The following is a 25,732-nucleotide window of genomic DNA, read 5'->3' as shown; positions in this document are numbered from 1 at the left end:
GCGATTCTCGCATCGCCCCGGGTCCCAGCGCCCGAGCCGCCTCGCGACAGAGCGCCGGAGCCGCCGTCGGCTCAGCGGCGTTGGGCGCGCGGGTGCGCGTCGAAGTAGACGTCGCGGAGGCGGTCGGCGGACAGGTGCGTGTACACCTGCGTGGTGGCGATGTCCGCGTGGCCGAGCATCTCCTGGAGGGAACGGAGATCACAGCCTCCGGCGAGCAGGTGGGTGGCAAACGTATGCCGGAGGGTGTGGGGGCTCATCCGGTCCGCGAGGCCGGCCCTGGCGGCGTGCCCCTGGACGATCTTGTAAAGCCCCTGACGGCTGAGCGCACCGCCGCGCAGGTTGACGAAGACGTGGGGCTCCTCGGTGATCCCGACGAGCTGCGGGCGGCCACGGCGGAGGTAGGCTTCCAGCGCCGTCCGGGCGGCGGCGCCGACCGGGACAAGCCGTTCCTTGGAGCCCTTGCCACGGGCAAGGAGTACGCCGCTGTCAAGGTCGACGTGACCCAGCTCGAGGCCGACCGTCTCTGAGGCCCGCAGCCCGCAGGCGTACATCGTCTCCAGCAGCGCTCGGTCGCGCAGCGCCCCGGGGGTGTGACCGGCCGGCTGAGCGAGCAGGCGGTTGACCTCATCCCGGCTGAGCACGTGGGGCAGCCGCTCACGAGCCCGCGGGGACCGCAGCTCACGGGTCGGGTCCTGCTCGATCAGCTGCTCCCGGCGCAGGTGGCGATAGAAGCTGCGCAGGCAGGCGATCTTGCGCTGCAGGGTCGCCGGGGCGGCCGGGCGCTCCGGCGCGGAGGCGAGCTCGTCAATGAACGCGCTCAGCTCGCGCGGGCCGACCGTGAGCGGGTCGGCGCCTTGGCGCTCGAGGAAGGCCCGGTACTGGGTCAGGTCCGAACGGTAGGCCTCGAGCGTGTTGCGAGACAGTCCGCGCTCGAGCTCGAGGGTGGCGAGGAAATCGAGGGTCAGCTCACCCATCGCGGTGGCGGGGGCGGCGACGCTCACGCCCGGAGCAAGAACGGCCATGCCTGTGAGATTCCGCCTCCGCGCCCGGGCTCCTGCCTCCGCCCGGTGGGTCGGCGGGACGGCCTGGGCGCCCCTCAGCCGAGGTCGGGGTGCTCGGCGGCGGCGCCGAGCAGGGCGCGGAGAAGGGCGAGCCCGTCACTGAGCGCAGCGACGGTCACCCGCTCCCCGCGCTCGTGGGGGCGTTCGGTGCCGTTGGCGAGGTTGGTCACCGCCAGCCCGCGGCTGCGGAACGCGTTCGCGTCCGAGCCGCCGCCGCTGGCGACCCGGCGGGGCGGGTAGCCCAGCCGGCCCAGCGCGGTCTCGGCGATCCTCAGGCCGGGCTCGGCGCTCCGGACCCGGTAGCCGGTGAAGATCCGCTCGACGGAGAGGTCGAGGTCGGCGCCGGCGCCGTCGGCGGCGTCCTGGAGGGCGTCGACGCACTCGGTCATCACCGCCGCGGCCCGGGCGCTGTCGAGGGACCGCACCTCGGCTTCGATCTCGCAGCGATCCGGGACGACATTCGTCGCGCTCCCGCCGGAGATCAGGCCGACGTTCGCGGTCGTCTCGGCGTCGATGCGGCCCTGGGGGAGCGCGGCGATCCCGTGCGCGGCGGCGGTGATCGCGTTGACGCCGGTCTCGGGGTGCAGCCCGGCGTGGGCGGCGCGGCCCCGGAAGGCGCCGCGCAGGCGCAGGTAGGTCGGGGAGGCGGTGACGATCTCCCCGAACGGCGCGGCGAGATCGAAGACGTAGCCGAACCGGGAGGAGAGCCGGGTGAGGTCACAATGGGCGGCACCGTGCAGGCCGGTCTCCTCCGCGACCGTGAAGAGCACCTCCAGCCCGACCGGGGGCCGCTCGGTGGCGTACTGGCGCAGAAGCTCGACGAGCGCGGCGACCGCCGCCTTGTTGTCGGCTCCGAGGATGCCGGGCTCCGCGTTCTCATAGGCGCCGTCACGCAGACGGGGCGCCAGCGGCGCCGTCGGCGGAACCGTGTCGAGGTGCGCACACAGCAGCATCCACCCGTCACGTGTTCCGGGGATCACACAGAGGAGGTTCCCGGCCCCGGCGCCGGCGGCCTCCCCGGCGTCATCCTCGACGACGCTGAGGCCGAGGGCGGTGAGCTCGGCGGTGATCCAGTCCGCGACCGCGCGCTCCTGCCCGGTTGGGCTCGGGATCGCACACAGAGCGGCGAACGTCGCGCAGAGCCGCTCCTGCTCGGGCTCGGACACGGCGATCGGCGGCTCGGCGTCGGAGCGGACGAGCGGCGGTTCAGCGGGCGCGGAAGCGGGCCGTCCGGGTGGCCGAGCGGCGGTCAAGGGGTCGTGGCGTGACGTGCGTCCGTCACGTTCACCTCAGCTTTTGGGAGCTGCCCCCCCGCCCGGCGATGGGCCGCCCCGACGAACTCGCGGAACAGCGGCGCGGGCCGGTCCGGGCGGGATTTGAACTCGGGGTGGAACTGGGAGGCGAGGAAGAACGGGTGCTCCTCACGGGGAAGCTCGCAGATCTCGACGAGCCGCTCGTCCGGGGTCGTGCCGGAGAAGACGAGGCCGGCGCTCTGCAGCTTGCGCTTGAGGTGGTTGTTGACCTCATAGCGGTGGCGGTGACGTTCGTAGACGACCGGTTCGCCGTAGGCGTCGCGCGCCCAGGTGCCCTCGTGCAGCTTCACCGGGTCGGCGCCGAGGCGCATCGTCCCCCCCATGTCGGCGATCTCCTTCTGCTCGGGCAGGAGGTCGATCACCGGGAACGGTGTTTCGGGGTCCATCTCGGTCGAGTTCGCCCCGGGCATCTCCGCGACGTGACGGGCGAACTCGGAGACGAGGACGTGCATGCCGAGGCAGACGCCGAGGAACGGGATCTGTTCCTCCCGGGCGATCCGGGCCGAGGCGATCTTGCCCTCAAAGCCCCGACCGCCGAAGCCGCCGGGGACGAGGATCCCGTCGGCGCCACGCAGTCGCGCGTCAACGCCGGCCTCACCGACGGTCTCGGAGTCGATCCAGTCGATCCGCACGCGCGTTCCGTGGTGGACGCCGCTGTGGCGCAACGCCTCGACGACAGAGAGGTAGGCGTCCTCAAGCTGAACGTACTTGCCGACGAGCGCGACGGTGATCTCCGAGGAGACGGCGGCGGACCGGTCGAGATAGCGCTGCCAGCTGCTGAGGTCCGGGGCGGGCGCCTCGAGCCCGAAGTGATCGTCGAGGATGAAGGCGTCGACCCCCTGGCTGTGGAAGGCGAGCGGAACGCTGTAGACGTCAGGGACGTCGTAGCCGGAGGTGACCGCCTCCACCGGCAGGCTGGCAAACAGTGCGATCTTCTTGCGGATCTCCGCCGACAGCGGCTGCTCGGAGCGGCAGATGAGCATGTCGGCGTTGATCCCGATCCGGCGCAGCTCGTTGATCGAGTGCTGGGTCGGCTTGGTCTTCAGCTCACCGGCGTGCCCGATGTAGGGGACGAGGGTGAGGTGGATGAACATGCACCGTCGCCGCCCGACCTCGGCCGGGAACTGGCGGATCGCCTCGAGGAATGGGAGCGACTCGATGTCGCCGACAGTGCCGCCGATCTCGGTGATGACGAAGTCGACGTCGGTCGAGTCGGCCATCACCCGCACCCGCGACTTGATCTCGTCGGTGATGTGCGGGACCACCTGCACGGTGCCGCCGAGGTAGTCGCCCCGACGCTCGCGCCGGATCACCGTGTTGTAGATGCCTCCGGCGGTCACGTTCGAGGCGCGCGACGCGTTGGCGTCGGTGAAGCGCTCGTAGTGGCCGAGGTCGAGGTCCGTCTCGGCTCCATCCTCGGTGACGAACACCTCGCCGTGCTGATAGGGGGACATCGTGCCGGGGTCGACGTTGATGTAGGGGTCGAACTTCTGCAGCTGGACCGTGAAGCCTCGGGACCGCAGCAGCCGACCGATCGACGCGGCGGCGATGCCCTTTCCGAGCGAGGAGACGACCCCGCCGGTGATGAAGATGAACCTGGTTTCGGGTTGCGCCATACCGCCATGCGAGCTTACCCGGCGCCGCGGACACCCGCGCGTCCGTTTCCGCACCGAGGGCGATTCTCCGCATCGAACAACGGTCCCGATGCCGGGGCAGGCGGGCCCGGCTGGGCTCGCGGCGGTGGTCCTGGCTCCCCGGTTCGATCAGGCGGCTTTGAGCAGCTCGCGGGCATGCCCCCGAGCTGCGGTGTCCTCGGCGTCGGCCCCGAGCATCCGCACGAGCTCCGCGAGGATGCGGTCGCCGTCGAGTCGGCTGACGGTCGTCACCGACGGGGATCGGCGGTTGTCCTTGACGATGCTGAAGTGCCGGTGCGCGAGCGCCGCGACCTGGGGCAGGTGCGTGATGCAGAGGACCTGGCGGCCCACGGCGAGCGCGCGCAGATGGCTGCCGACCGCTCGCGCGGTGTGGCCGCCGATGCCGGCGTCGATCTCATCGAAGACGAGCAGGGCCTCCCCTCGTGCCGCCGGGTCGTCCCCCTCGGACCCACCGGGACTGACCCGATGGCCAGGCGCGTGGGCGACCGAGAGCAGCGCGAGCATCACCCGCGACATCTCCCCCCCGGAGGCGACCTCACGGAGCGGGCCGATCGCCAGCCCCGGGTTCGGGGCGATGAGGAACTCGACGACGTCCTGCCCGCTCGCCGCGGGACCGTCGGGGCGCGGAGTGACGGTCACCTCAAACCTCGCCTCGGCCATCGCCAGCTCCCCCAGCCGCTCGACGACCGCCGCGGCGAGCTCAGGTGCGGCGGCCCGGCGCGCCTCCGTGAGCTCGTCCGCGAGCGCAGCCCGGTGCGCGCGGGCCTGGGCCAGCTCACCCTCGAGCGCGGCGAGGTTGACGTCGAGGCCGCGCAACTCGGCCTCACGGGCGCGGCAGCGCTCGGCGTGGGCGAGCACCGCCTCGACGCTGCCGCCGTGCTTGCGCATCAGCCGGGCGAGCGCCTCGAGCCGGTCCTCTACGGCCTCGAGGCGACCCGGCTCGGCCTCCACCGCCTCAAAGTAGGCACGCAGCTCCCCGGCGACGTCCTCGGCCTCATAGCGCAGGGAGGAGAGACGCTCGGCCACGGCGCCGAGCTGGCCGTCGAACGCGGCGGCGGCGGCGATCTCCTCGGCGGCGCGGGCGAGCAGTCCGACCGCGCCGGTCCCCTCCTCCCGCGGCGACAGGCCGTCGGCGGCGGCGGCAGCAGCCGCCCGGAGGCCCTCGGCATGCCGCAGCCGCTCCCGTTCGCCGCGCAGATCGGCCTCCTCTGTCACCGACGGGGCGACCGCGTCGATCTCAGCGAGTTCGAAGGCGATCAGGTCGAGCTCACGCTCGCGCGCTCCCGCGTCGGTGCCGAGGCCACCAAGGCGGGCCTCGATCCGGCGGACGGTTTCGTGAGCGATGGTGACCTCGGCCCGCCTCTGCCCCTGAGCCGGTCCGCAGTAGCGGTCGAGCACGTCGAGCTGGGCGGCGGTGACGGTCAGCTTGCGGTGCTCATGTTGGCCGTAGAAGGCGAGCAGGCGGGCTCCGAGCTCACGGAGATCGGCAAGGGTCGCCGCCCGACCGCAGAGATAGGCTCGGGTGCGGCCGTCGGGCCACACGCGTCGGGCGAGCACAAGCTCCTGCGCGTCGGCGGGCAGCCGTTCGTCCCCGGCCAGCCAGGGCGGCAGCGTGAAGATCCCCTCGACGTAGGCCTCCGCGGCTCCGTCCCGCACCAACCCGGCGCGGGTCCGGCCGCCGAGCAGGAGATCGAGCGCGGAGGCGAGCAGGGATTTGCCGGCGCCGGTCTCTCCGGTGAGGACGTTGAGCCCGGGGCCGAGGGTGAGCTCGGCCCGCTCCATCAGCAGCAGGTTCTCGATCAGCAGGCGTTCGAGCACACCCGTGTTCTAGCGCCCGGGCCGGACGGCCGGACCGTCTCAGCGCAGGGTGGCGAGGCGCCCGAACTTCTCGCGCAGTCGCGCGTAGAAGGTGACGCCGGGAATCTGGGCGAGCATCCCCTGGGCCGCCGTGAACCGAACGTCGAGTTCGCCGCCCGGCTCGAGCACCGCCATCGGCCGACCGTCGAGGATCACGTCGACGGACTCCTCCCGGGAGCGGTTGACGATCGTCAGCGGGTCGTCGGGGGCGACAACGAGCGCCCGGGCGGTGAGCGTGTGCGGGGCGATGAAGGAGACGACGTAGCCCTCGACCCCCCAGGCGAGCACGGGACCGCCGTTGGCCAGGTTGTAGCCGGTCGACCCTGCCGGCGTGGCGACCACGAGCCCGTCACAGCGGACGCGGCCGATCTCCTCCCCGGCGATGAAGTAGGCGAGGTCGGCGACCCGGCGCCCCTGCCGGCGCTGAATCGACACATCGTTGATCGCGATCCGCTCCTCCACGCTCCAGTGGGCGCCTCCACCGACGGCGATGCCCGGCAACGCGAGCACGTCGAAGTCACCCGACAGCGCCCGGTCAATCCCCGCCTCGGCACCGTCACGGTCGATCGCGGAAAGAAAGCCGATCTCCCCGAAGTTGACCCCGAACACCGGTACCCCCGTGCCGGCGTAGCGGCGCAGGGCCGAGAGGATCGTCCCGTCCCCGCCAAGGGCGAAGCAGAGGCCGACGTGAGGATCAAAGGGGGCGTCGATGACGGTCCCGTCGGCCGGAGCGAGCCCGTGCTTCTCGGTTTCCAGCGGCCCGAAGCGGAGGGTCACCTCACGCTCCCGGGCGACGCTCAGCAGGCGCGCAAGGGCCGGGGCGGTCTCAGACGGCCGGCGATGGGTGAACACGGTGGCCGTCCGGATCGGCGCGAGCGCTCCGGGCCCGCTCGCCCAGTTGTGCCGGCTGCGGGGGCCCGGGTCGGAACCGTGCCCGCCGGCGGTCACAGGGCCACCGCCTCAAGGATGGCCGCCGGGTCGTGCCCATCGCCCTCCCCACGCAGCCAGAGGAACGCCTCCCGGTTGCCCTTGGGGCCCGGCAGGCCGCTTGACGCACATCCGGCGAGGCGCGCGCCGAGGGCGACCGCGGCCTCGGCGACCCCGAGCAGCGCCTCCCGGCGGGCCTCCGGGTCGCGGACGACCCCGCCTTTGCCGACCCGCTCGCGCCCGACCTCGAACTGCGGCTTGACCATGGCGAGGCAGTCGTAGTCGGGGGCGGCCGTCGCGAGGACGGCGGGAAGCACCTTGGTGAGGGAGATGAAGGAGAGGTCCATGACGATCAGCTCCGGAGCGTAGGGCAGGCGTGCGGCGTCGAGCGCGCGGGCGTTGCAGCGCTCGATCACGGTGACGCGGGGATCCTCCCGGAGCTTCCAGGAGAGCTCGCCGTAGGCGACGTCGACGGCGACGACGTGGCAGGCGCCGCACTGGAGCAGGCAGTCGGTGAACCCGCCGGTCGAGGCGCCGACGTCGAGGGCCCGGCGGCCACGGACCGGAACCTTGAACGCGTCAAGGGCGTTCGCGAGCTTGATCCCGCCCCGGGAGACGTAGGGCATCTGCGCGACGACGTCGACCAGCGCGTCGGACGCCACCGGCTGGCCGGCCTTGGCGGCCCGGCGCCGGTCCGGACCGAGGAGGACATCTCCGGCGAGGATCGCGGCGGCCGCCCGGGCACGGCTGGGAAAGAGCCCGCGGTCGACGAGCAGTTGGTCAAGGCGCTGGCGGGTCATGTCGTCGTTTCACTGGTCGGGGCCAAACCGTCACCACTCCAATTCAGTGACGTACATCACACCAATTGCGGACGGATCTGCCGATGATGGTGGGAGAGCCGCTGGCCCACCCTCACCAGCTGGCCACCAGAAGCATCTCTCCTCCCTCGCGAACGGCCCGTCTCCCCGGCGGGCCGTTCGTTTTCTCCGCCCTCTCCCGCCTCGCTCCGTCCCCCGGCCTCTCTCCGTCTCCCGGCCGCGGCCTTGATGCCACCGGGGCCCGGCGCGCGTCCTCACTCCGATCAGGCCACGCGGTCCCGTCCGGTGACGGCGGCCCGCACCCGTTCGGCGATCCGCTCGGGGGTGAATCCAACCTCGGCATGCAACAGGGCCGGGGTGCCGTGGGTGACGAACCGGTCGGGCAGACCGACCCGGAGGGTCCGCACGGACGAGCCCGCATCCGAGAGCGCCTCCAGCACTGCCGAACCGAACCCTCCGGCGAGCACGCCCTCCTCCACCGTCACAAGCAGTTCGTGCTCGGCGGCGAGCTGGGCGACGAGCGCACCGTCGAGGGGTTTGGCGAACCGAGCGTCCGCGACGGTGGCGGCGATCCCGTCCGCCGCGAGGAGCTCCGCGGCGGCGAGCGCCCGCGCGACCCCGGTGCCGTAGCCGAGTAGGGCGACCCGGGCGTTGGCCGGCTCGCTCAGCAGCTCCCCGGTTCCGATCTCGAGCCGCTCCGGCGTCTCGGGCAGCGGCACGCCGAGCCCGGCGCCGCGCGGGTAACGCAGCGCGACCGGCCCGTCGTCGTAGGCGATCGCGGTGTGGAGCATGTGGACGAGCATCGCCTCATCCCGGGGGGCCATCAGGACGATGTTCGGCAGGGCCCGTAGGTAGGCGATGTCGAACACGCCATGGTGGGTCGGTCCGTCGTCGCCGACGAGGCCGGCTCGATCCATCGCAAAGATGACGTTGAGGCGCTGCAGGCAGACGTCGTGGACGATCTGATCGAAGGCCCGCTGGAGGAAGGTGGAGTAGATCGCCGCGACCGGCTTGGCTCCGGCGAGGGCCATCCCGGCGGCGAGCAGGACCGCGTGCTGTTCGGCGATCCCGACGTCAAAGTACGCGGAGGGAAGCTCGCGCTGGAGGATGCTGAGGCCCGTCCCGGAGTTCATCGCCGCGGTGATCCCGAGCACCCGCGGGTCGGCGACCGCCTCCGCCAGCAGCGCCTCCCCGAACACCTGGGTGTAGGCCGGCGGGGGTGGCGGGGCGGTGCTCTGAACGGCCGGCCCGGAGGTGGCGGGACGGGCGGCCTTGACCGCCGGCTTGCGGTCGACGATCGACTGCGGCTTGGCGGCGTGCCACTCCTCCATCCCCTCGAGTCCGCCCTCCTCGGCCGGCGCCCAGCCCTTGCCCTTGACCGTCGCGCAGTGGATGACCACGGGCCGCTCGGCGACGAGCGCCTCACGGAGGGCGCGCCGCAGCGCGCGGACGTCATGGCCGTCGATGACACCGATGTAGGCCCAGTCGAGCTCCTCCCACCACAGCCCCGGAGCCCAGAACGCCTTGATCGACTCCTTGAAGTGCGGTCCGAACGTCTCGAAGACATGCCCGATCCCCGCCGGCAGCCGGGTCAGTCCGGTCTCGACGTCCTCACGGGCGTGCCAGAGCTTCGGGTTGAGCCGGATGCGGTTGAACATGCGCGACAGCGCGCCGACGTTCGGGGCGATCGACATCCCGTTGTCGTTGAGAATCACGACGACGGGCGTGCCGAGACCGCCGGCGTGACCGACCGCCTCGAGCGCGACCCCGCCGGTCATCGCGCCGTCCCCGATCACCGCGACGACGTGACCGTCGGGCTCGAGGCCGCGGCGCATCGCCTCCTTGAGCCCCACCGCGTAGCTGATCGAGGTGGACGCGTGCCCGGCGCCCATGATGTCGTGCTTGGACTCCTCGATCGAGCAGAACGGGGCGAGCCCCTCGTAGTGGCGGATCGTCTGGAGCTGGTCGCGTCGTCCGGTGAGGATCTTGTGCGGGTAGGCTTGGTGGCCCACGTCCCAGAGCACCTTGTCCAGGGGCGAGTTCAGCAGCGAGTGCAGCGCGACGGCGATCTCACAGGTGCCGAGGTTGGCGCCGAAGTGCCCGCCGATCTCTCCGACGGTGTCGATGATGTGCTCGCGCACCTCTTGGGCGACCTGCTGGAGTTGGTCGTCGCTGAGGCCGTGCAGGTCGCGGGGGGCGTTGATGGTGGGGAGAATCTCGGACATGGTGGGCGGCGGTCCGCTAGCAGCTGCGGGTGGCGATGAAGTCGGTGATCTGCGTGAGAGCGTCCAGCTCGCCGGGCAGCCGTTCGGCTGCGAGCTCGAGCGCCGCCCGGGCGCGCTGATGGGACTCGGTGGCAAGGGTCCGGGCGCCGTCGAGCCCGAACTCGCTCACGTACGTCCGCTTGCCAAGGCGCTCGTCACTGCCCTGGGTCTTGCCGAGCTCCTGAGCGGAGCCGGTCACGTCAAGAATGTCGTCGACGATTTGAAAAAGCACACCGAGCTCTTCCGCGTAGCGGTCGAATGCTTCGATTGTGGCAGGGTCGGCCTCGCTGAGGATCAGGACACAGGCAATCGACGCCGCGATCAGCCGTCCCGTCTTGAGTGTGTGAAGCCGACGCAGGCCCTCGGTGCCGGGCCCGGCGCGGTTGGCAACGTCGATGTACTGTCCGCCGACCATCCCGGCGACACCGGTGGCGCGGGCGAGCTCGGCGGCGGCAGCGAGCAGGTTGACCGGGGTCCCGACCTGTTCGGTGAGCAGGTGGCTGAACGCCTCCGCGTAGAGTCCGTCGCCGGCGAGGATCGCCACCTCCTCACCGAAGGCGACATGGCAGGTCGGCCGGCCGCGGCGGAGGTCGTCATCGTCCATTGCCGGCAGGTCGTCGTGGATCAGGCTGTAGGTGTGGATCAGCTCGAGGGCGGCGGCAAGGGGCAGCACCGTGTCGACGGGCCGCCCGAGCGCACGGGCGGTGGCGAGGGCGAGCACCGGACGGATCCGCTTGCCGCCGGCCAGCAGGCTGTAGCGCATCGCCTCCGACAGCCCGCCGACGTCCGGCTCCGTCGTGAAGCGGAGCGACTCGAGGTAGGCGTCGACGCGGGCGCGCAGATCCTCGGGGTAGACCGCGCCGGAGCTGGGCGCCGCCGGGGCTGACACAGCGGTCGCTCTCACCCGGCCGGCAGGGGCAGCTGCCCCGGAAGGTCGGGCAGCGGCTCAAGCGCCGCGCGCGCGGACACGTCGACGCGTGCCGCAGCGTCACCGGCCAGTCGGGAACATTCTTCGATCAGGGCGAGGGTGTCAGCCGGCTCGGCGTCACCGGCTCGGAGGTCGTTGGCGGCCTGCTGGAGGCGCCGGTGAAGCTCCTGGAGCGCTTCAGTCACACCGTCAAGGGTAGCGGTGCCGGCACCCCGACGCGCCCGGGCCGCTCACGCAGCCGGCGTCTCCGGAAGATCACCTGGGACGCGGGCGCGGCGGCGGTCACGCACGACGCGCTGGTGGGCGCGCTCCTCCGTCACCGTTCCCGCCCGCCGGCGCTCCGCTTTGCGGCGGTCGATGATCACCTCGACATTGGGATCGTCGGCGTAGTAGGCAGACATCTTCTCGAACAGCTCGTCGGCGAGCGCTTCAGGGATCACGCAGTAGATCACGGGGCGAGATGCTAACGCCGTGACGGCAACCACGGGCTGCCCTGACAAAGCGGCCGGGTCATCACCGGCCTCACGCGAGCGGGTGCAGGCGCCCGCCGTCGTCGGCGGCGGCGGCGGCGATCAGTTCGCGCTCACTCAACTCGGCGAGCTCATACCCCTGGGCGTCGAGCCGGACGCTCGGCCGGCCGGCACCGAGATCGACCTCATACCGATACCAGCACAGCTCCCAGGAGGCGGTCACCCGAACGAGGGTCGCGTGGGCGGGGTCGGGCAGCACGGCAACGGTCGGCGCGCCGAGAGAGCGCGCGACCCCCGCGACCGTGCGCGGGTGCTCGCTCGCGTTGAAGGCCTCGACCGCCGCGGCGATCTTGGAATCCTCGCCGGTGGGGACGGCGTGCACGTGCCGCGGCTCACGCCCGGCCGGGGGCGCGGGACGCGGGGTCCGCTCACGGGCGGGCGGACGTTCGCGCGGCGCAGGCCGATCCCGGCGCCGCGGCCGGCTCTCCTCCGCGGGCGGTGTCGCCCCCGAAACCGGCCACGCGCCACCGGAGAGGGCCTGGTCGAGGTTTGCCGCCGGCGGAGGGCCGTCGGGCCCCTCCTCGCGCCGGCGTCGGCGCAGCAGCGGACGGCGGCGCTCCTGCGCGGCGACGGTCCGCTCGAAGTCGGGCACCGATCCCTCCCGCAGCCACCCCTCCTGCAGCGCCCGGGGCTTGCAGAGCTCACAGACCTGGTGGCGGTTGCCCCCGGCGATGAACACCTCGATCCGCTCGCCACGCAGCAGCGTCCGCCCGCAGATGTCACAGGGCATGTAAGCGTGACTGGGCCGAATGTCCTTGGTGCTCATCGGACCTAATCTAGCTGGAGAGCGGGGAGGTTCTGTGAAGCTGGGCGCCGTCCTGCAGACCCGCGTCTCCGGGACGCACCTCAGGCGTCCAGGCCGGTCTCTGACAGTTCCCCGCCGAGCTTGGAGCGCAGGCGCAGAACCGCCTTCGTGTGGAGCTGAGAGACCCGGGATTCGGTGACGCCGAGGACCTCTCCGATCTCCCGCAACGTCAGGTTCTCGTAGTAGTAGAGGGCGATCACGAGCTTCTCGCGTTCGGGGAGCGCGGCGATCGCACCGGCGATCCGGTCGCGCAGCTCGCCTTGATCGACAACGGCCTGCGGGTCGGGCGCATTGTGATCGGGCAGCGTGTCGAGCAGGCTCACCTGATCCCCGTTTTGATCGTTGGTGTTCCACAGCTCGTCGAGGGCGATGATCGTCGAGTGGCTGATCTGGACGAGCGCCTCCTGGAAGTCGGCCACGCTCATCTCCAGCTCGGTCGCCATCTCCTCGTCGGTCGGCGCCCGCTGCAGGCGCGCCTCGAGCTTCTGGTTGGCCCGCTCGATCTCGCGCGCGCGGGTCCGGACCGACCGCGGCACCCAGTCGAGGGTCCGCAGCTCATCGATGATCGCCCCGCGGATCCGGGTGATCGCGTAGGTCTCGAACTTGATCTCACGGCTGAGATCGAACCGTTCGATCGCGTTGATCAGCCCGGTCAGCCCGTAGCTGACGAGGTCCGCCTCGTCCACGTGCGCGGGCAGCCCCGAGCTCATTCGCCCGGCGACGTACTTGACGAGCGGTGAGTAAGCGACGACGAGGCGCTCGCGGGCACGGTCGTCCCCGAGCTCCTTGTAGCGCTTCCACATCTCGCGCAGTTCGATCGATTTGACGTGCGTATCCATGCTCGAGCCGCTGATCTTATGCCCGCGGGTGCGATCGGGCGTAGGCGGCACGCAACCGTGCAGACTCCACGCGGGTGTAGACCTGGGTCGTCGAGATCGTCGCATGCCCGAGCAGCTCCTGGATCGAGCGGAGATCGGCGCCCCCATCGAGCAGGTGGGTGGCGAAGGAGTGTCGCAGTGCGTGCGGGTGCGTGGACCGGCGGAGGCTGAGGCGGCGGCGGACGTCGCTGGTGCTGAGACGCCGCCCGCGCTTGGACAGGAACAGGGCGGCAGAGCCGGGTGCCGGTCCACCGGGACCGGCACCCGGATGGGGCGGCTCGGCGGCGCGGGCGAGGGCCGGCCGACCCCGCTCGAGGTACGCGGCGAGCGCATCCCGGGCCGGCTCGCCGATCGGGACGATGCGGGTCTTCCCCCCCTTGCCGCGGATCCGCAGCGCCTCGGCGTCGAAGTCGGGACTGGCGAGGTCGAGGGAGACGGCTTCCTCGGCCCGCAGGCCACAGGCGTAGATGAGTTCGAACATCGCCCGGTCACGGAGCTCCAGCGGCGTGGCGGCGCCGATCCCGTCGAGGAGATCGGCGACGTCGGTCGCCTTGAGCACGTCCGGGAGCGACTGTCGCCGCCGCGGGGCGCTCAGCAGGTCGCCGGGGTTGGCGGACCGGTGCCCCTGCTCCTGGAGCACCCGTAGGAACCCGCGAATCGCCGCGAGGGCCCGGGCGACACTGCTCGGGGCCGCACCCTGCTGGGAGAGCCCGGCAAGGTAGCGGCGCAGCTGGCGGACGTCGATCGCGTCGGGGGTGACCCCCGCGGGCTCCCACGCCTCACGCAGCCGCGTGATGTCGGACAGGTAGGCGACGCGCGTGCGCGGCGCGAGGGCACGCCGGGCCAGGTCGGCACTCAGTTCGGCGATCGCCTCATCCCAGGTCACGCCGTAGGGTTCGCCGGGAGCCGGTGAGAGTCCTACTCGGACGCTCGTGCCGGTTCAGGCGGTGGAGACGTCGACGACGGTGCCGATCGGGGTGTAGGGGTACACGGCGGCGGCCTCTGAGAAGGGCATCTCGACGCACCCGTCGCTCTGGGGAAACCCGTAGGAGGCGCGGATGAACCCGTGCAGCGCGTCACCGCCGTTGAAGTAGGAGACGTCGGGAATCCCGGGGTCGTGATAGTGGGTGCCGTTCGGGTTGACGCCGCTCATCGTCGTCACCGGCAGGTGCTCAAAGACGGCGAACACGCCGGTCTGAGTGCCTCCTGCGGCGGCGACGCCGGTGTTGACGGGACCCGTCGTGACGATCTTCCCGTTGTGCCAGGTCTGCTCGTATTCACCCGAGTTTGCCTCATGGACGAACACGAAGGTGTACCCGAAGCTGTTGGTCTGGTGCGCGAGATCGGCGGCGAGCAGCGCCTTCCACACCTGCGGTCCGTCGACCCCGTCGACGGTGAGCCCTTGGTTGTTCTCAAAGCTCATCACCGCCGCCTTGGTGATCTCGTTGTAGGCGCCGGGCTGCCACTGAGCCTTGAGCGTCGCGGGCGTATTCGGCCACCGCCACGCCCAGTGGCCGCTGGGCGGATTGATCGCCGCCGCCTCCTGGGCGCTGACAGTCCCGGCGACGTGGGCGCCCGCCGGGGTGTAACTGACGGGCAGGTATCCGAGTTCGGCGAGCAGCTGCTGGAGGCGCGTGGTCGAGCCGGCGGGCACCGACCAGGTCCCGACCGGGTCGCCGGTGCCACCGACCAGGTGCACGCCGGCGGGCAGCGCGACCTGTACCTGCGCACCGAGCCCGTAGCCGTACCCGCTCGGAACGAACTGGATCGCGTGGCTGTTGAGCGTCCGCCAGCTGCCCACCCCGGACGGGGTCACCGCGGGCAGGTGCCCCGACAGTGCTTTGGCGACCGGTGTGGAGAAGGTGAGCGTGATCGATGACTGGGGCGCCAGCGTGCTGCCGGGGGCCGGGGTGGCGACCGCCGTCGCCGCGCTGCCGGCCGGGAACCAGGACACCGTCTGCACCTGCGGTCGCTCCCAGGTGCGTGGCGCGCCGGCCACCCTGAGCGTGCCGGCGCTGGCGTTCGGGGTGACGGCAACGCTGGCGCGCGGGGTCCTGAAGCGCCGGGTGCGCAGCGCTGCCCCGGACACCGCGTCGGCGAACACGCGCACCGGAGCGGTGAAGTGCAACTGCAGTGGCTCGCCCTTGGCGAGGGTCAGGTAGGAGTTCGTGAGCCGGGCGACGGGGGTCGTCTCGGTGAGCGTCAGCTTCGTGTCGGCACCGGCGAACCAGGCGTTCCATCCGGGGCGGCGGAGGGTGACGACGACCGTCACCGGCTGGCCTGCCCCGACTGTGCCGACGGGCCACACCTCGTCGCCGACGAGCCGGACAGGAAGGTTCTTCTGCTCACGCCCGACGACGGCGGCGACGTGGGTGACCCGCGCGCCACCGAAGGGAAGGGTCAGCCCAGCGAGTGCGGTCGGGCTGCTGCGCAACGCAGGGGTGGAGGTCGTGATGAGCACGCCCACGACGACCGCGGCGATCACCGGCAGGGCGAGCGCGGTCAGCGCTACGATCCGGGGGACCCAGCGACGGTCGGACGGGCCGGGCCCCAGGGTCAGGGGTTGGGGTTGACTCACTGGGTTCCTCACTGACAGCGGGTTGTCGGTTGAATGCTACCCCCGGTTGGGGAATCTCTCACCGGATTCGACGGTCTGCAACCCGATTCCCACCTGTTCTCATCGAACTCTCACAAACCCCTTCGCCACGGGACTGCGCCCGGAGGCCGGTGCGTGGGTCAGTCGCCGACCGGCGAGGCGGATTGCCCTGAGGCGGAGCGCCCGTCACCGCTGCGGGCGCGCAGACGCGAACCCTCCCAGCGCGACAGTCGCCAGATGTCACCGCGGATCTGGTTGAGCGGAATCTGACGGCCGGCGCGATGTTCGTTGGCGGCCTCCAGGAAGCGGGTCTCGTCCCCGGTGAGAGCCATCCACTTGGCGAGCGCGTCATCGGAGTCGGGCAGACGCCGGCTCTGGCCAGACCCGGGTTCGTCAGCGTCAGGGAACACGACGCAGTACTCGTGCAGCGGCGCTCCCGTGGCGACGAGGAAGGAGACGATCGGCCGGTGGGGGTAGATGAGGTAGGCGATGTCTCCGGCATGGCCGTGAGCTCCGCTCCATACCCGGATGAAGCCGAGCTCGCGGTACATGCTCCACTCCTCATCGTTGACGCAGGAGCGCAGCAGCTCCCGGGCGCGCTGTTCGGCCCGCCGCTCGGTGCCGGGGTCCGTGAGCAGGAAGCGTTCGGCGGGACGCCGTCCGGCGCGCATCCGGGACCAGGCCTCCAGCAGCGCGGGGGCGACGAGGTCAGCGAGGAGCATGACGGTCACGGCGACCGCGGCGCCGAGGGCGATCAGCATCCTCAGCCTCCGGCGGCCCGGGGGATGAAGATCACACGGTCGGCGTCCCGGGGGATCTCCGCGAAGGAGCGGACGAGCTGCGAGGCGCGCATGCCGGCCGGGGTCGTCGTCGGCACCGCCGCCCACAGGCCCGAATCGATCTGGCGGCGGAACTCGCTGATGAGGCGCTCCTCATCTTCGGCGCTGGTGATATCTCCCTCGGCGATCACCACCTCACCGTGCCCGGCCTTCATCCTCAGGAAACGCACCGCGTCAGTATGCCAGAGACAGGGCCACCCCGGGCGGTGTTCGCGCGCGCTCTCACCTCCCGGCCGCGGCCGGCCGAGCGGCGAGGTTGAGGATGTCGACCGGCCCGGCACCCGCGCCGAGGTCACGCAGACCGTGGGCGACCGCCTCCCCGGCCTGCCGGCGCGCCTCCCGGGCCGCCTCCAGGGGTGTGTCGCCGAACGCGAGCCGTGCGGCGAGGACGCTGGAGTGAGTACATCCAGAGCCGTGGGCGGCGCCGTCGGGGTGGCGCGCTCCGGGCAGTTCGATGACCCGCTCGCCGTCACAGTAGAGGTCGACGGGATCTGTGCGGTGTCCACCGGTGACGACGACGTACCGGGGACCGAGGCGGGCGAGCGCGAGCGCGAGGCTCGCACCGTCGCCGTCGGCGCTCTCGGCGAGCACCCGCGCCTCCGGGAGGTTCGGGGTGAGGACGGTGGCCCTCGGGATGAGCGCCTCCATCAGGGCCGCTCGGGCGGCCGGCTCGAGCAGCACCGCACCCGACTCGGCGACCATCACCGGGTCGAGGACGACGGGGATCGCAGGGTCGAGTCGTGCGAGGGCGGCGGCGACCGCGAGGATCGTCTCGACCCGGCCGAGCATCCCGATCTTGATCGCGTCGATGCCGATGTCGTCGTGCACGGCGGCGATCTGGGCGCCGATCAGCTCCGGCGGCACATGGTGAATCGCGCTCACGCCCACCGTGTTCTGTGCGGTGATCGCGGTGATCGCGGTCATTCCGTACACCCCGCAGGCGGCAAACGCCTTGAGGTCGGCCTGGATACCCGCCCCACCACCGGAGTCAGAGCCGGCGATGCTGAGGAGCCGGGGGATACGCGGCGAGGCCATGGCGCCAGCGTAGCCGGACCTTCCCGCTTCCTCAGCGCACCGCGGGCTGGAGCGTCCCGCCGGGCCCGCGGCGCACGGCGCCCTTGAGCTCGAGGGCGCTGAGGGTCGCCAGCTGCGCCGGCGCGAGTGCCGCGACCGCGTCCCGGCCGTCACGGATCGCCTCCAGCAGCCGTGCCTCGTCCGGGGTCAGCGGGGTCGTCCGGGGCCGGTGCACCTCGACGATCCCCTCCCCGTAGAGGAGATCGAGGACGTCCTGGGCACCCCGGACGGCCCGGACCCGATCCGGGTTGAGGGACTGACCCGCGGCCTGGAACTTGGCGAGAATCTCATTCGGGCCGGCGGACTGAGGAGTGCCGACGGGACCGGGCAGCGCTGCGGTGACGCGGCCAATGCGGTCACTGACCCGGGCGGTGATGAGCGCCCCCGAGCGCGTCGTCGCCTCGACGATGACGGTCGCGTCGGCGAGGCCGGCGACGATCCGGTTGCGAGCCTGGAAGGTCCAGCGACGCCCGAACCCGGCGGGACCGAACTCGCTCAGCACGAGGCCTGTGGCGAGGATCGACCCAAACAGCGGCGCCTTGCCGGCAGGCGATGGTCGCTGCGCCGCCGCGGCGAGCACGGCGGCGGTGAGACCGCCTGCAGCGATCGCCCCCGTGTGGGCGGCGCTGTCGATCCCGTAGGCCAAGCCGCTGATCACCGCGACCCCGGCGCCGGCCAGATCGGCACCGAGGCGGTGGGCCGCCTCGAGCCCATATCCGGTCGGGCGCCGGGTGCCGACCACGGCGACCGCCGCTCCGGCGGCGAGCCGGTCGAGGCGCGCGTGATCGCCGTTGACGGCGAGCAGGGCCGGCGCGAGCGTCCCGAGTTCTGTGAGTCGGGAGGGATAGCGCAGGTCGTGACGGCAGATCAGGACAAGGCCGGCGCGGCGGGCCTCCTCCCGGGCCAGCTCGGCCTCCTCCGGGCCGTACCGCAGATGACGGGCGAGCAGCTCGGCGCGGCCCCTTCCGCCGAGCAGCTCGATCAGCTCGCCGTCCTCGCGTTCGAGCAGGCTCTCGATCACCGCCCGTTGGCGCTCGAGGTGACCTGCGAGGCGTTCGAGCAGCCAGGTCCGGCGCAGGCATCCCTCACATGCGCTCATGGACCAACCGCTCATGCCGGCACCGCTTCGGTGCCGCTGCGCCGGCGCAGGCCGAGGGCGAGCAGCAGATCGGCCTCCTCGATCGCCGCGTGACCCTCGAGGTCGGCGATCGTCTCCGCGACCGACCGCACCCGGGCGCGACCGCGCGGCGACAGTGCCCCCGCTTCATAGGCGGTCCGGATCGCCGCCCGTGCGCCAGAGGTGAGGCGCAGGCCACAGCCGCCGCGCGCCTGGGCTCGCTCGCGTGCCTCAGTCACCCGTCCGCGAACCTCCGCCGAGCTCGTGCGGGGCGGGCTGGCCAGGTCGGATTCGGCTGGTCGCTGGACGTCGACCATCAGGTCGATCCGGTCCAGCAGCGGGCCGCTGAGCCGGCGCCGGTAGCGCATCCGGTCGGCCTCCCCGCACTCACAGCGCCGCTCCCGCGCGCCCGCGTACCCGCACGGACACGGGTTGGTCGCCGCCACGAGCATCACGTCGGTCGGGAAGACGGTCACCCGCTGGCCCCGTACGATCGTCACGTATCCGTCCTCCAACGGCTGGCGCAGCGCCTCGAGGGCGGGACGCGAGAACTCGGCGAGCTCATCCAGGAAGAGGACCCCGTGGTGGGCGAGGGTCGCCTCCCCGGGGCGCGGGTGGCTGCCCCCGCCGACGAGCCCGGCCGCCGAGATCGTGTGATGCGGCGCGCGAAACGGCCGCTGGCTGATGAGACCGCCGGTGCCGATCCCGGCGATGCTGTGGATCCGTGTCACGGCGATCGCTTCTGCCCGGCTGAGTGGCGGCAGGATCGACCCGAGGCGACGCGCGAGCATCGTCTTGCCGGTTCCGGGCGGCCCCTCGAGCAGCAGGTTATGGCGGCCGGCCGCGGCGACCTCGAGACCGAGCAGCGCGAGCGGGTGCCCGCGCACGTCCGCCAGGTCGGGGCCGCCACCGAACGGGTCCGGCGCCGCGGGATCGGGGGGTTCGGGAAGCCGACGGCCGGTGGCGGCGTCGACGACCGCTCGCAGGCTCTCGACCGCCGCAACCTCGAGGCCGTCGACGAGGGCCGCCTCCGGCCCACGGGCGCGCGGCACGATCAGCCGCGGGATTCCGTGCGCCCGGGCGCCCTCAGCCACGGCGAGGGCGCCCGGGAGCGGGCGCAGTTCGCCGCTCAGTGACAGCTCACCGAAAACCGCGACGCCGGCGACAAAGCCGGCGGGCATCTGCCCGCTCGCGGCGAGGACGGCGAGGGCGATCGCCGCGTCGAAGCCCGGGCCGATCTTACGCAGCGAGGCTGGGGCGAGGTTCGCGGTGATCCGCTGCTGGGGGAAGGCGAAGCCGGAGTTGAGCACCGCCGCACGGACCCGCTCGCGCGCCTCCCGGACCGCGGCGTCCCCGAGGCCGACGACCGTGAAGGCGGGCAGCCCGGGCCGGATGTCCACCTCGACGGTGACCAGCAGCGGCTCGACCCCGTCGATGGCGAAGGTGGCGACCCGAGCGAGCATGTCAGTGACCGTATCCCCGGCTCCTGTCACGGCGCTGTCACAGAGATCACCGTTGCCTCACCGTTTCCGTTCAGCTCCCGGTCGGACCCGGGCCCGTTTCAGATCTGTCACCACATCGTTGGCGAGACGTCGTTTCTGTGTCAACGCGTTACGCGGTGTCGGCCCTAGCGTGACCTTGTGGTCACCGCCGATCCCGCCGATCCCTCCGATCCTCGTCGCGGGCTTGGGGCCCTCGGTGAGACGATCGCCTGTGCTCATCTGCGCCGCCGCGGCTATGCGTTGCTGGCGCGTAACTACCGGACGCGCTGGGGCGAGCTCGACATCGTCGCCGTGAGCGACGATTGCCTGGTGATCTGTGAGGTCAAGACCCGGCGGCTAGGCCCTCTCTGGCATGATCCGCTCGAGTCGATCGGCGCCGAGAAACGGCGCCGTGTGCGCCGGATGGCCGCCCAATGGCTGGCGGAGAACCCGGGGCGCTCCCAGCGTTGCGAGTGTCGCTTTGACGCGATCGGCGTCACCGTCGACCGCTCCGGTCAGCTGATCCGGCTCGACCACCTCGAGGGAGCCTTCTGAGAGCGGCCCGCCGGATCAGCGCTCGCCGATTTGGTCCTCCAGCCGCAACTGCGGATAGGCGGCGGAACGGAAGGAGAGGCGGTGCAGCGGGGTCACGCCGAGGCGTTCAATCGCCGCACGATGCTCGCGGGTGCCGTATCCGACGTGCTCGCCAAAGCGCCACTCCGGCAGGCGCGACCCGACTCGGCGCATGTACCGGTCGCGGGTCTCCTTGGCGATGACCGAGGCGGCGGCGATCGCCGCACTTGTTGCGTCACCCTTGACGATCGCCCGCTGGGGCTGCCCGAGCGGCGGCAGGGCAAAACCGTCGCTGAGACAGATGCACCCGTCCCGGGCGACGCCGAGCAGGGCGTCGGCAAGCGCCCCGAGGTTTGTCACGTGCAGGCCGCGCCGGTCGATCTCCGCTGCGCAGCGGGACACGATCGTCACCCGCGTCGCGCGTTGGAGAATCTCGGGATAGAGCGCGGCGCGCACGTCCGGACGCTGGCGTTTTGAGTCGTCGAGAGCCGACAGAGCCCGCAGGTCGGCGGGGCGCAGGCGTTCCAGATCGAAGAGGACCGCGGCGGCGACCAGCGGCCCGGCGAGACATCCCCGCCCGGCCTCGTCGGCGCCTGCGACATACCGAAAGCCGAGCCGCCGGTCGTGCCGGAACAGCCGCGGTCCCGGAGCCTGTCGCGTGCTCATATGGTTCCGATCCGGCTGAGAGGCCAGTAGGCGGCGAACACGTAGCCGATCAGCCAGGCGGCGGGCACGGGGCCCCAGAAGCGGCTGTCCTCGGAGTCGGGCCGGTTGTCGCCCATCATGTAGTAGTCGCCCGGGGGAACGACGATCGCCCGCGGGAAGCTGCAGGCGCTGTTGTCCGGACAGGGAACGATGCCGCGCCGGGATTCCGGGTGGCCGTTGACGATCACCTGCCCGTCGATGATCTGCAGGCGGTCCCCGGGGACGCCGACGACCCGCTTGACAAAGGTCACCGACCCCTCGACGTGCCCGACCGTGTCGCAGGCCTGTCCGGAGGGCGCGCCCGGGCCCTGAAGGAGGTCGGCGCAGCCGGTGTCGTCGGCCGGCGGGTGGAACACCATGATGTCGCCGATCCGGGGTTTCTGGAAGCGGAGCCCGATCCGGCTGACGAGAATCCGCTCACCGACCGCGAGGGACGGCTGCATCGACGCGCTCGGGATCCGGTAGGGCGTGAGCACCCACGCTTGGATTGCGGCGACGAGCGCGAGCGCGGCCACGGCGATGATCGCCAGTTCGACGACCGCGCGCCCCCGGGTGCGACCGGAGGCAGAGCCCGGCTCTGCCGGGGCCGTGCGATCACGTGAGGCCAACGGCGACCTCACGCCGCGGCCTCGGCTCTCAGGCCTCGGCAGACGTGGGTGAGTCTGCGTCCGAGTCGGCGGACTCGGACGGGGCAGCCGTCTCCGGCTCGACGTCGGCGGCCTCCCCGTCGGGGGCGCCGCTGTCGACGGCCTCCGCGGGTTCCGGCTCGGCCTCAACCTCGGGCTCGTCGGCGAACGCCGGCCCGTAGAGCAGCTCCCGGGTGATCACGGGCTCCGGCCCGGTGTTGCGACGCTCCTTGACCCGGGCACGCTTGCCGACCCGGTCACGGAGGTAGTAGAGCTTGGCGCGCCGGACGTCACCGCGGGCGGCGACTTCGATCTTCTCGATCTTGGGCGAATGCAGCGGAAAGGTCCGTTCGACGCCAACCCCGAAGGAGGTCTTGCGCACGGTGAAGGTCTCACGGGCCCCGTGTCCCTGACGCTTGATCACCACGCCCTCAAACACCTGGGTCCGGCGGCGGGTGCCTTCGATGACCTGGAAGTGGACGCGCAGGCGGTCTCCGGCGTCAAAGGACGGTACGCGGCGGAGCTGGGCGCGCTCCAGGGTTTCGATCACTGTGCTCATGGGCGACGGCTGAGGATAGCGGGTCACTCTGAGGCGGCCTGCCCGCCCCGGAGCCGTGACTGGTCCAGGCGCCAGGCCCGGATGTTGGCGTGATGTCCGGAGAGGAGGATGTCGGGAACCGTCCAGCCTCGGAACTCGGCCGGGCGCGTGTAGTGGGGATATTCGGGCGCGCCGTCGAGGGCGGCGCTGTAGGACTCCTCGATGACGGACTCCTCATGGCCGAGCGCCCCGGGGAGCTTGCGCAGGACCGCGTCCGCGAGCACCATGGCGGCGAGTTCACCGCCGGCGAGGACGTAGCGGCCGATCGACACGCGATCGGTGCAGTAGTGATCGAGGATCCGTTCGTCGAAGCCCTCATAGCGCCCGCAGAGCAGGGTCAGCTCGGGAGTGTTGGCGAGTTCCTCCACCAGTTGGTCATCGAGGATCCGCCCGCCGGGCGTGAGCGCGATCACCCGCCTGGCGCCGCCGTCGGGCCGGGGCCCTCCGAGGGTCACCGGATCGACCCCGTATCGCGCCCGCAGCGCCCAGTCGACGACGTCGACGCGCATCACCATGCCGACGCCACCGCCGAAAGGGGTGTCGTCGACGACGTGGCCGGAGAGCGTCGTCGTGTCTCGGTAGTTGACGTAGGCGAGGCGATGGCCGGCGGCGAGCGCGTTGCGAACGTGGCGCTGGGTCTCAAACCAGCCGAAGGCGTCCGGAAACAGGGTGAAGACGTCGATCTCCACGGTCACCGCTCGCCGAGGAAGTCGAGGTCGACGTCAATCAGCTTCGCCTCGATGTCGACGGTTCGCACCGCGTCGCCAACGAGCGGAATGAGCAGGGTCGGCCCCGGTTGCGCGCGAGCGACTTCGAGCACTTCACAGGAGGGCAGCGCGACGAGCCGCAGCACCGTGCCGACCGGGATGGCACCGTCGACGACCCGACAGCCCTCCAGATCGGTCGCCCACCATTCATCCTCACCGAGCGGCGGGGCAGCGCTTTGAGGCACCGTCAACGTGGCTCCACGCAGCGCGAGGGCTGCGGCGCGATCGGCCACCCCGGCAAGTCGCAGGATCACGTTGCGATCGTGGCCGGCGCGACGGTCGATCGCGTAGGCACGCGCATCGATCCAGACGATCGCTCCCTCACTGAGCAGGCCGGGTGCGGGCTCGGCGACGTGAAAACTGCCGTCGAGTCCGTGGGGTGACGCCACCCGGCCGGCGAAGAGCTGGCCGCCGTCCTCGACCACCGTCAGTCGTCGACGATGTCGACGAACACGCGACCGCCGCCGGAGGCGGAGGCGGCCGCCTTGATGATCGTGCGCAGAGCGGTCGCGGTCCGTCCACCGCGCCCGATCACGTTGCCGTAGTCGTCGGGTCCGACGGTGAGTTCGAGCACGGTCGCGCCACCGTCATCGGCGGCGACCTCCTTGACGGCCACCTGCTCCGGGTCGTCGACGAGCCCCTCGGCGAGGTACTCGAGCAACTCCCGGGGCGAGAAGGCTTCGTCACTCAAGCGACGATGTCTTGGGTCTTGAGGAGCTTCTTGACCGGCTCGGACGGCTGGGCACCGCGGGCGAGCCAGTCACGGATCCGTGCCTCATCGAGGACGATCGTCGAGGGCTCGGTCTGTGCGTTGTAGTGGCCGACGGTCTCAATCACGCGACCGTCGCGCTTGGAGCGCTGATCGGCGACGACGACGCGCCAGATGGGGTTCTTGCGTCCGCCGACGCGGGTGAGTCGAAGTCTGACTGCCATAGGTGGCGCTGAGAGTAGCAGCGAGTCATCCCTGCGTCCCTCGGATCAGCGCCGACGAGGCCCACCGCCCATCAGGGCCCCGAGGTCTGGCGTCTTGCCCTGGGACACCTGGCGCATGACCTTGCGCATCTGCTCGAACTGGGTGATCAGCGCCTTGACCTGCTGGACGCTCGTTCCCGACCCGTTGGCGATCCGCAGCCGGCGCCGGCCCTTGATGATCTCGGGGCGTCGCCGCTCCTGAGCGGTCATCGAGAGGATGATCGCCTGTATCCGATCGAATTCGCGCTCGTCCACCTTGAGATCCTTGATCTGAGAGCCGACCCCCGGAAGCATCCCGAGAATGTTCTGGAGCGGGCCGAGACGGCGAATCTGCTTGAGCTGATCGAGGAAATCGTCGAAGGTGAACTCGTTCTTACGGAACTTGCGCTCCAACTCGCGGGCCTGCTGCTCGTCGTAGGCGGCCTCCGCCTTCTCGATGAGTGACATGACGTCACCCATCCCGAGAATCCGCTGGGCCATCCGGTCGGGATGGAAGCGTTCGAACTGATCCTGCTTCTCACCGGTGGAGGCGAAGATGATCGGCTTGCCGGTGACCGCCTTGACCGACAGGGCCGCGCCACCGCGGGCATCCCCGTCGAGCTTGGACATGATCACCCCGTCAAAGTCGACGGTCTCCCCGAACTGCTCGGCGACGTTGACGGCATCCTGACCGGTCATCGCGTCGACGACGAGCCAGATGTGGTCGGGTCGGATCGCCCGCTTGATGTCGGCGAGCTCCCGCATCAGCGCCTCGTCGACGTGCAGGCGCCCGGAGGTGTCGACGATCAGGACATCTTTGCCTTCGGAGATCGCCCTGTCGCGAGCCCAGGCGGCGATCTTGACCGGGTCGCGGTCGGTCCCCTGCTCGTAGACGGCGGCGCCCGCCTGGGTGCCAACCTTGATCAACTGCTCGACCGCGGCGGGGCGGTAGACGTCGCAGGCGGCGACGGCAACACTCGAGCGGTGCTGTTCGCGGAGGTAGCGCGCGAGTTTGCCGGTGGCGGTCGTCTTTCCCGACCCCTGGAGGCCCGCCATCAGAATCACCGTCGGAGGCCGTGGGGAGAAGGTGAGCTCCTCCGCCTGGCCGCCCATCAGTTCGGTGAGCTCGTCTGAGACGATCTTGACGACCTGCTGGCCGGGGTTGAGCTTGCCGATGATGTCCCCGCCGAGCGCCTTCTCGCGCACGGCCCCGGTGAAGGACCGCACGACCTGGAAGTTGACGTCGGCTTCCAGCAGGGCAAGCCGGATCTCCCGCATCGCAGCGCTGATATCGGCCTCGGTGAGGGTGCCGTGGGCGCGGACGTCGGCGAGCGTCGCCTGCAGCTTTTCCGAGAGAGATTCGAGCATC

Annotated in this window: 28 protein-coding genes; 1 reads left to right on the top strand and 27 read right to left on the bottom strand. The window is 71.4% G+C overall.

What is annotated here, in order from left to right:
- Window positions 1-71: 71 nt before the first annotated feature.
- The 19 genes from xerD to M3M55_RS10480 all read right to left on the bottom strand — a co-directional run bounded on the left by xerD (window position 72) and on the right by M3M55_RS10480 (window position 20,125).
- On the bottom strand, window positions 72-1,022 hold the full coding sequence (gene xerD / locus M3M55_RS10570; RefSeq protein ID WP_249009470.1) for a site-specific tyrosine recombinase XerD: 951 nt from the start codon (window positions 1,020-1,022) through the stop codon (window positions 72-74).
- 74 nt (window positions 1,023-1,096) lie between these two features.
- Complete coding sequence (locus tag M3M55_RS10565; RefSeq protein ID WP_249009469.1) at window positions 1,097-2,227, bottom strand: M20/M25/M40 family metallo-hydrolase; 1,131 nt, start codon at window positions 2,225-2,227, stop codon at window positions 1,097-1,099.
- Between the two features lie 83 nt (window positions 2,228-2,310).
- Window positions 2,311-3,990 (bottom strand): CTP synthase, encoded by a 1,680-nt coding sequence (locus tag M3M55_RS10560; protein WP_249009468.1) that lies wholly within the window; start codon window positions 3,988-3,990, stop codon window positions 2,311-2,313.
- Window positions 3,991-4,137: 147 nt separating this feature from the next.
- Window positions 4,138-5,847, bottom strand: a complete 1,710-nt coding sequence (gene recN, locus M3M55_RS10555) for a DNA repair protein RecN (RefSeq protein WP_249009467.1) — start codon at window positions 5,845-5,847, stop codon at window positions 4,138-4,140.
- A 39-nt stretch (window positions 5,848-5,886) separates the two neighbouring features.
- Window positions 5,887-6,834, bottom strand: a complete 948-nt coding sequence (locus M3M55_RS10550; protein ID WP_249009466.1) for an NAD(+)/NADH kinase — start codon at window positions 6,832-6,834, stop codon at window positions 5,887-5,889.
- Entirely contained in the window at window positions 6,831-7,613 is a 783-nt protein-coding gene (locus M3M55_RS10545; RefSeq protein ID WP_249009465.1) for a TlyA family RNA methyltransferase, read from the bottom strand. The genes M3M55_RS10550 and M3M55_RS10545 overlap by 4 nt, the downstream gene beginning before the upstream one ends.
- Window positions 7,614-7,894: 281 nt before the next feature.
- Window positions 7,895-9,856 (bottom strand): 1-deoxy-D-xylulose-5-phosphate synthase, encoded by a 1,962-nt coding sequence (gene dxs, locus M3M55_RS10540; RefSeq protein WP_249009464.1) that lies wholly within the window; start codon window positions 9,854-9,856, stop codon window positions 7,895-7,897.
- Window positions 9,857-9,872: 16 nt separating this feature from the next.
- On the bottom strand, window positions 9,873-10,799 hold the full coding sequence (locus M3M55_RS10535) for a polyprenyl synthetase family protein (RefSeq protein ID WP_249009463.1): 927 nt from the start codon (window positions 10,797-10,799) through the stop codon (window positions 9,873-9,875).
- The gene (locus M3M55_RS10530) at window positions 10,796-11,008 is read right to left on the bottom strand and encodes a hypothetical protein (protein ID WP_249009462.1); all 213 of its coding nucleotides are present in this window, start codon (window positions 11,006-11,008) and stop codon (window positions 10,796-10,798) included. The genes M3M55_RS10535 and M3M55_RS10530 overlap by 4 nt, the downstream gene beginning before the upstream one ends.
- Window positions 11,009-11,053: 45 nt before the next feature.
- Window positions 11,054-11,275, bottom strand: a complete 222-nt coding sequence (locus M3M55_RS10525; protein WP_249009461.1) for a hypothetical protein — start codon at window positions 11,273-11,275, stop codon at window positions 11,054-11,056.
- A 70-nt stretch (window positions 11,276-11,345) separates the two neighbouring features.
- Window positions 11,346-12,119 (bottom strand): hypothetical protein, encoded by a 774-nt coding sequence (locus tag M3M55_RS10520; RefSeq protein WP_249009460.1) that lies wholly within the window; start codon window positions 12,117-12,119, stop codon window positions 11,346-11,348.
- An 80-nt stretch (window positions 12,120-12,199) separates the two neighbouring features.
- Complete coding sequence (whiG, locus tag M3M55_RS10515) at window positions 12,200-12,997, bottom strand: RNA polymerase sigma factor WhiG (protein WP_249009459.1); 798 nt, start codon at window positions 12,995-12,997, stop codon at window positions 12,200-12,202.
- A gap of 16 nt (window positions 12,998-13,013) precedes the next feature.
- Window positions 13,014-13,922: a tyrosine-type recombinase/integrase gene (locus M3M55_RS10510; protein WP_249009458.1), complete on the bottom strand. Its 909-nt coding sequence runs from the start codon at window positions 13,920-13,922 to the stop codon at window positions 13,014-13,016.
- Between the two features lie 54 nt (window positions 13,923-13,976).
- Window positions 13,977-15,614: a L,D-transpeptidase family protein gene (locus M3M55_RS10505; protein WP_249009457.1), complete on the bottom strand. Its 1,638-nt coding sequence runs from the start codon at window positions 15,612-15,614 to the stop codon at window positions 13,977-13,979.
- A 158-nt stretch (window positions 15,615-15,772) separates the two neighbouring features.
- A complete protein-coding gene (locus tag M3M55_RS10500) occupies window positions 15,773-16,393 on the bottom strand; it encodes a hypothetical protein (RefSeq protein WP_249009456.1) in 621 nt (206 codons plus the stop codon).
- 2 nt (window positions 16,394-16,395) lie between these two features.
- Window positions 16,396-16,641 carry a hypothetical protein gene (locus tag M3M55_RS10495; RefSeq protein WP_249009455.1) on the bottom strand — a complete coding sequence of 82 codons (246 nt, stop codon included), beginning with the start codon at window positions 16,639-16,641 and terminating at the stop codon, window positions 16,396-16,398.
- A gap of 52 nt (window positions 16,642-16,693) precedes the next feature.
- Window positions 16,694-17,506: a bifunctional hydroxymethylpyrimidine kinase/phosphomethylpyrimidine kinase gene (gene thiD, locus M3M55_RS10490; protein ID WP_249009454.1), complete on the bottom strand. Its 813-nt coding sequence runs from the start codon at window positions 17,504-17,506 to the stop codon at window positions 16,694-16,696.
- A gap of 31 nt (window positions 17,507-17,537) precedes the next feature.
- Window positions 17,538-18,644 carry a DNA-processing protein DprA gene (locus M3M55_RS10485; protein ID WP_249009453.1) on the bottom strand — a complete coding sequence of 369 codons (1,107 nt, stop codon included), beginning with the start codon at window positions 18,642-18,644 and terminating at the stop codon, window positions 17,538-17,540.
- Between the two features lie 11 nt (window positions 18,645-18,655).
- The gene (locus M3M55_RS10480; RefSeq protein ID WP_249009452.1) at window positions 18,656-20,125 is read right to left on the bottom strand and encodes a YifB family Mg chelatase-like AAA ATPase; all 1,470 of its coding nucleotides are present in this window, start codon (window positions 20,123-20,125) and stop codon (window positions 18,656-18,658) included.
- Window positions 20,126-20,302: 177 nt separating this feature from the next.
- Here M3M55_RS10480 and M3M55_RS10475 point away from each other — a divergent pair, with 177 nt between their 5' ends.
- On the top strand, window positions 20,303-20,698 hold the full coding sequence (locus M3M55_RS10475; protein ID WP_249009451.1) for a YraN family protein: 396 nt from the start codon (window positions 20,303-20,305) through the stop codon (window positions 20,696-20,698).
- A gap of 15 nt (window positions 20,699-20,713) precedes the next feature.
- Here M3M55_RS10475 and M3M55_RS10470 read toward each other — a convergent pair whose 3' ends face one another.
- From M3M55_RS10470 to ffh, 8 genes are read right to left on the bottom strand one after another with little or no spacing between them, the layout of a single operon-like run.
- Window positions 20,714-21,382 (bottom strand): ribonuclease HII, encoded by a 669-nt coding sequence (locus M3M55_RS10470; protein WP_249009450.1) that lies wholly within the window; start codon window positions 21,380-21,382, stop codon window positions 20,714-20,716.
- Window positions 21,379-22,029 carry a signal peptidase I gene (gene lepB, locus M3M55_RS10465; protein ID WP_249009449.1) on the bottom strand — a complete coding sequence of 217 codons (651 nt, stop codon included), beginning with the start codon at window positions 22,027-22,029 and terminating at the stop codon, window positions 21,379-21,381. The genes M3M55_RS10470 and lepB overlap by 4 nt, the downstream gene beginning before the upstream one ends.
- 28 nt (window positions 22,030-22,057) lie before the next feature.
- The gene (rplS, locus tag M3M55_RS17640) at window positions 22,058-22,606 is read right to left on the bottom strand and encodes a 50S ribosomal protein L19 (RefSeq protein WP_371878693.1); all 549 of its coding nucleotides are present in this window, start codon (window positions 22,604-22,606) and stop codon (window positions 22,058-22,060) included.
- Window positions 22,607-22,629: 23 nt separating this feature from the next.
- Complete coding sequence (gene trmD, locus M3M55_RS10455) at window positions 22,630-23,334, bottom strand: tRNA (guanosine(37)-N1)-methyltransferase TrmD (protein ID WP_249009448.1); 705 nt, start codon at window positions 23,332-23,334, stop codon at window positions 22,630-22,632.
- A gap of 2 nt (window positions 23,335-23,336) precedes the next feature.
- Entirely contained in the window at window positions 23,337-23,837 is a 501-nt protein-coding gene (gene rimM / locus M3M55_RS10450) for a ribosome maturation factor RimM (protein ID WP_249009447.1), read from the bottom strand.
- A gap of 2 nt (window positions 23,838-23,839) precedes the next feature.
- Window positions 23,840-24,103, bottom strand: a complete 264-nt coding sequence (locus tag M3M55_RS10445) for a KH domain-containing protein (protein WP_249009446.1) — start codon at window positions 24,101-24,103, stop codon at window positions 23,840-23,842.
- Window positions 24,100-24,345 (bottom strand): 30S ribosomal protein S16, encoded by a 246-nt coding sequence (rpsP, locus tag M3M55_RS10440; RefSeq protein WP_249009445.1) that lies wholly within the window; start codon window positions 24,343-24,345, stop codon window positions 24,100-24,102. Before rpsP ends, M3M55_RS10445 begins: the two co-directional genes overlap by 4 nt.
- Window positions 24,346-24,390: 45 nt before the next feature.
- Window positions 24,391-25,731, bottom strand: coding sequence for a signal recognition particle protein (gene ffh, locus M3M55_RS10435; RefSeq protein WP_249009444.1), 1,341 nt, complete (start codon window positions 25,729-25,731; stop codon window positions 24,391-24,393).
- Between the last annotated feature and the right edge of the window lies 1 nt (window position 25,732).

It is taken from the genome of Conexibacter sp. DBS9H8, assembly GCF_023330685.1.
Taxonomy (GTDB): Bacteria; Actinomycetota; Thermoleophilia; order Solirubrobacterales; family Solirubrobacteraceae; genus Palsa-465.
Note: the sequence above shows the minus strand (reverse complement) of the source record. Positions and strands in the feature narration are given on the sequence as shown.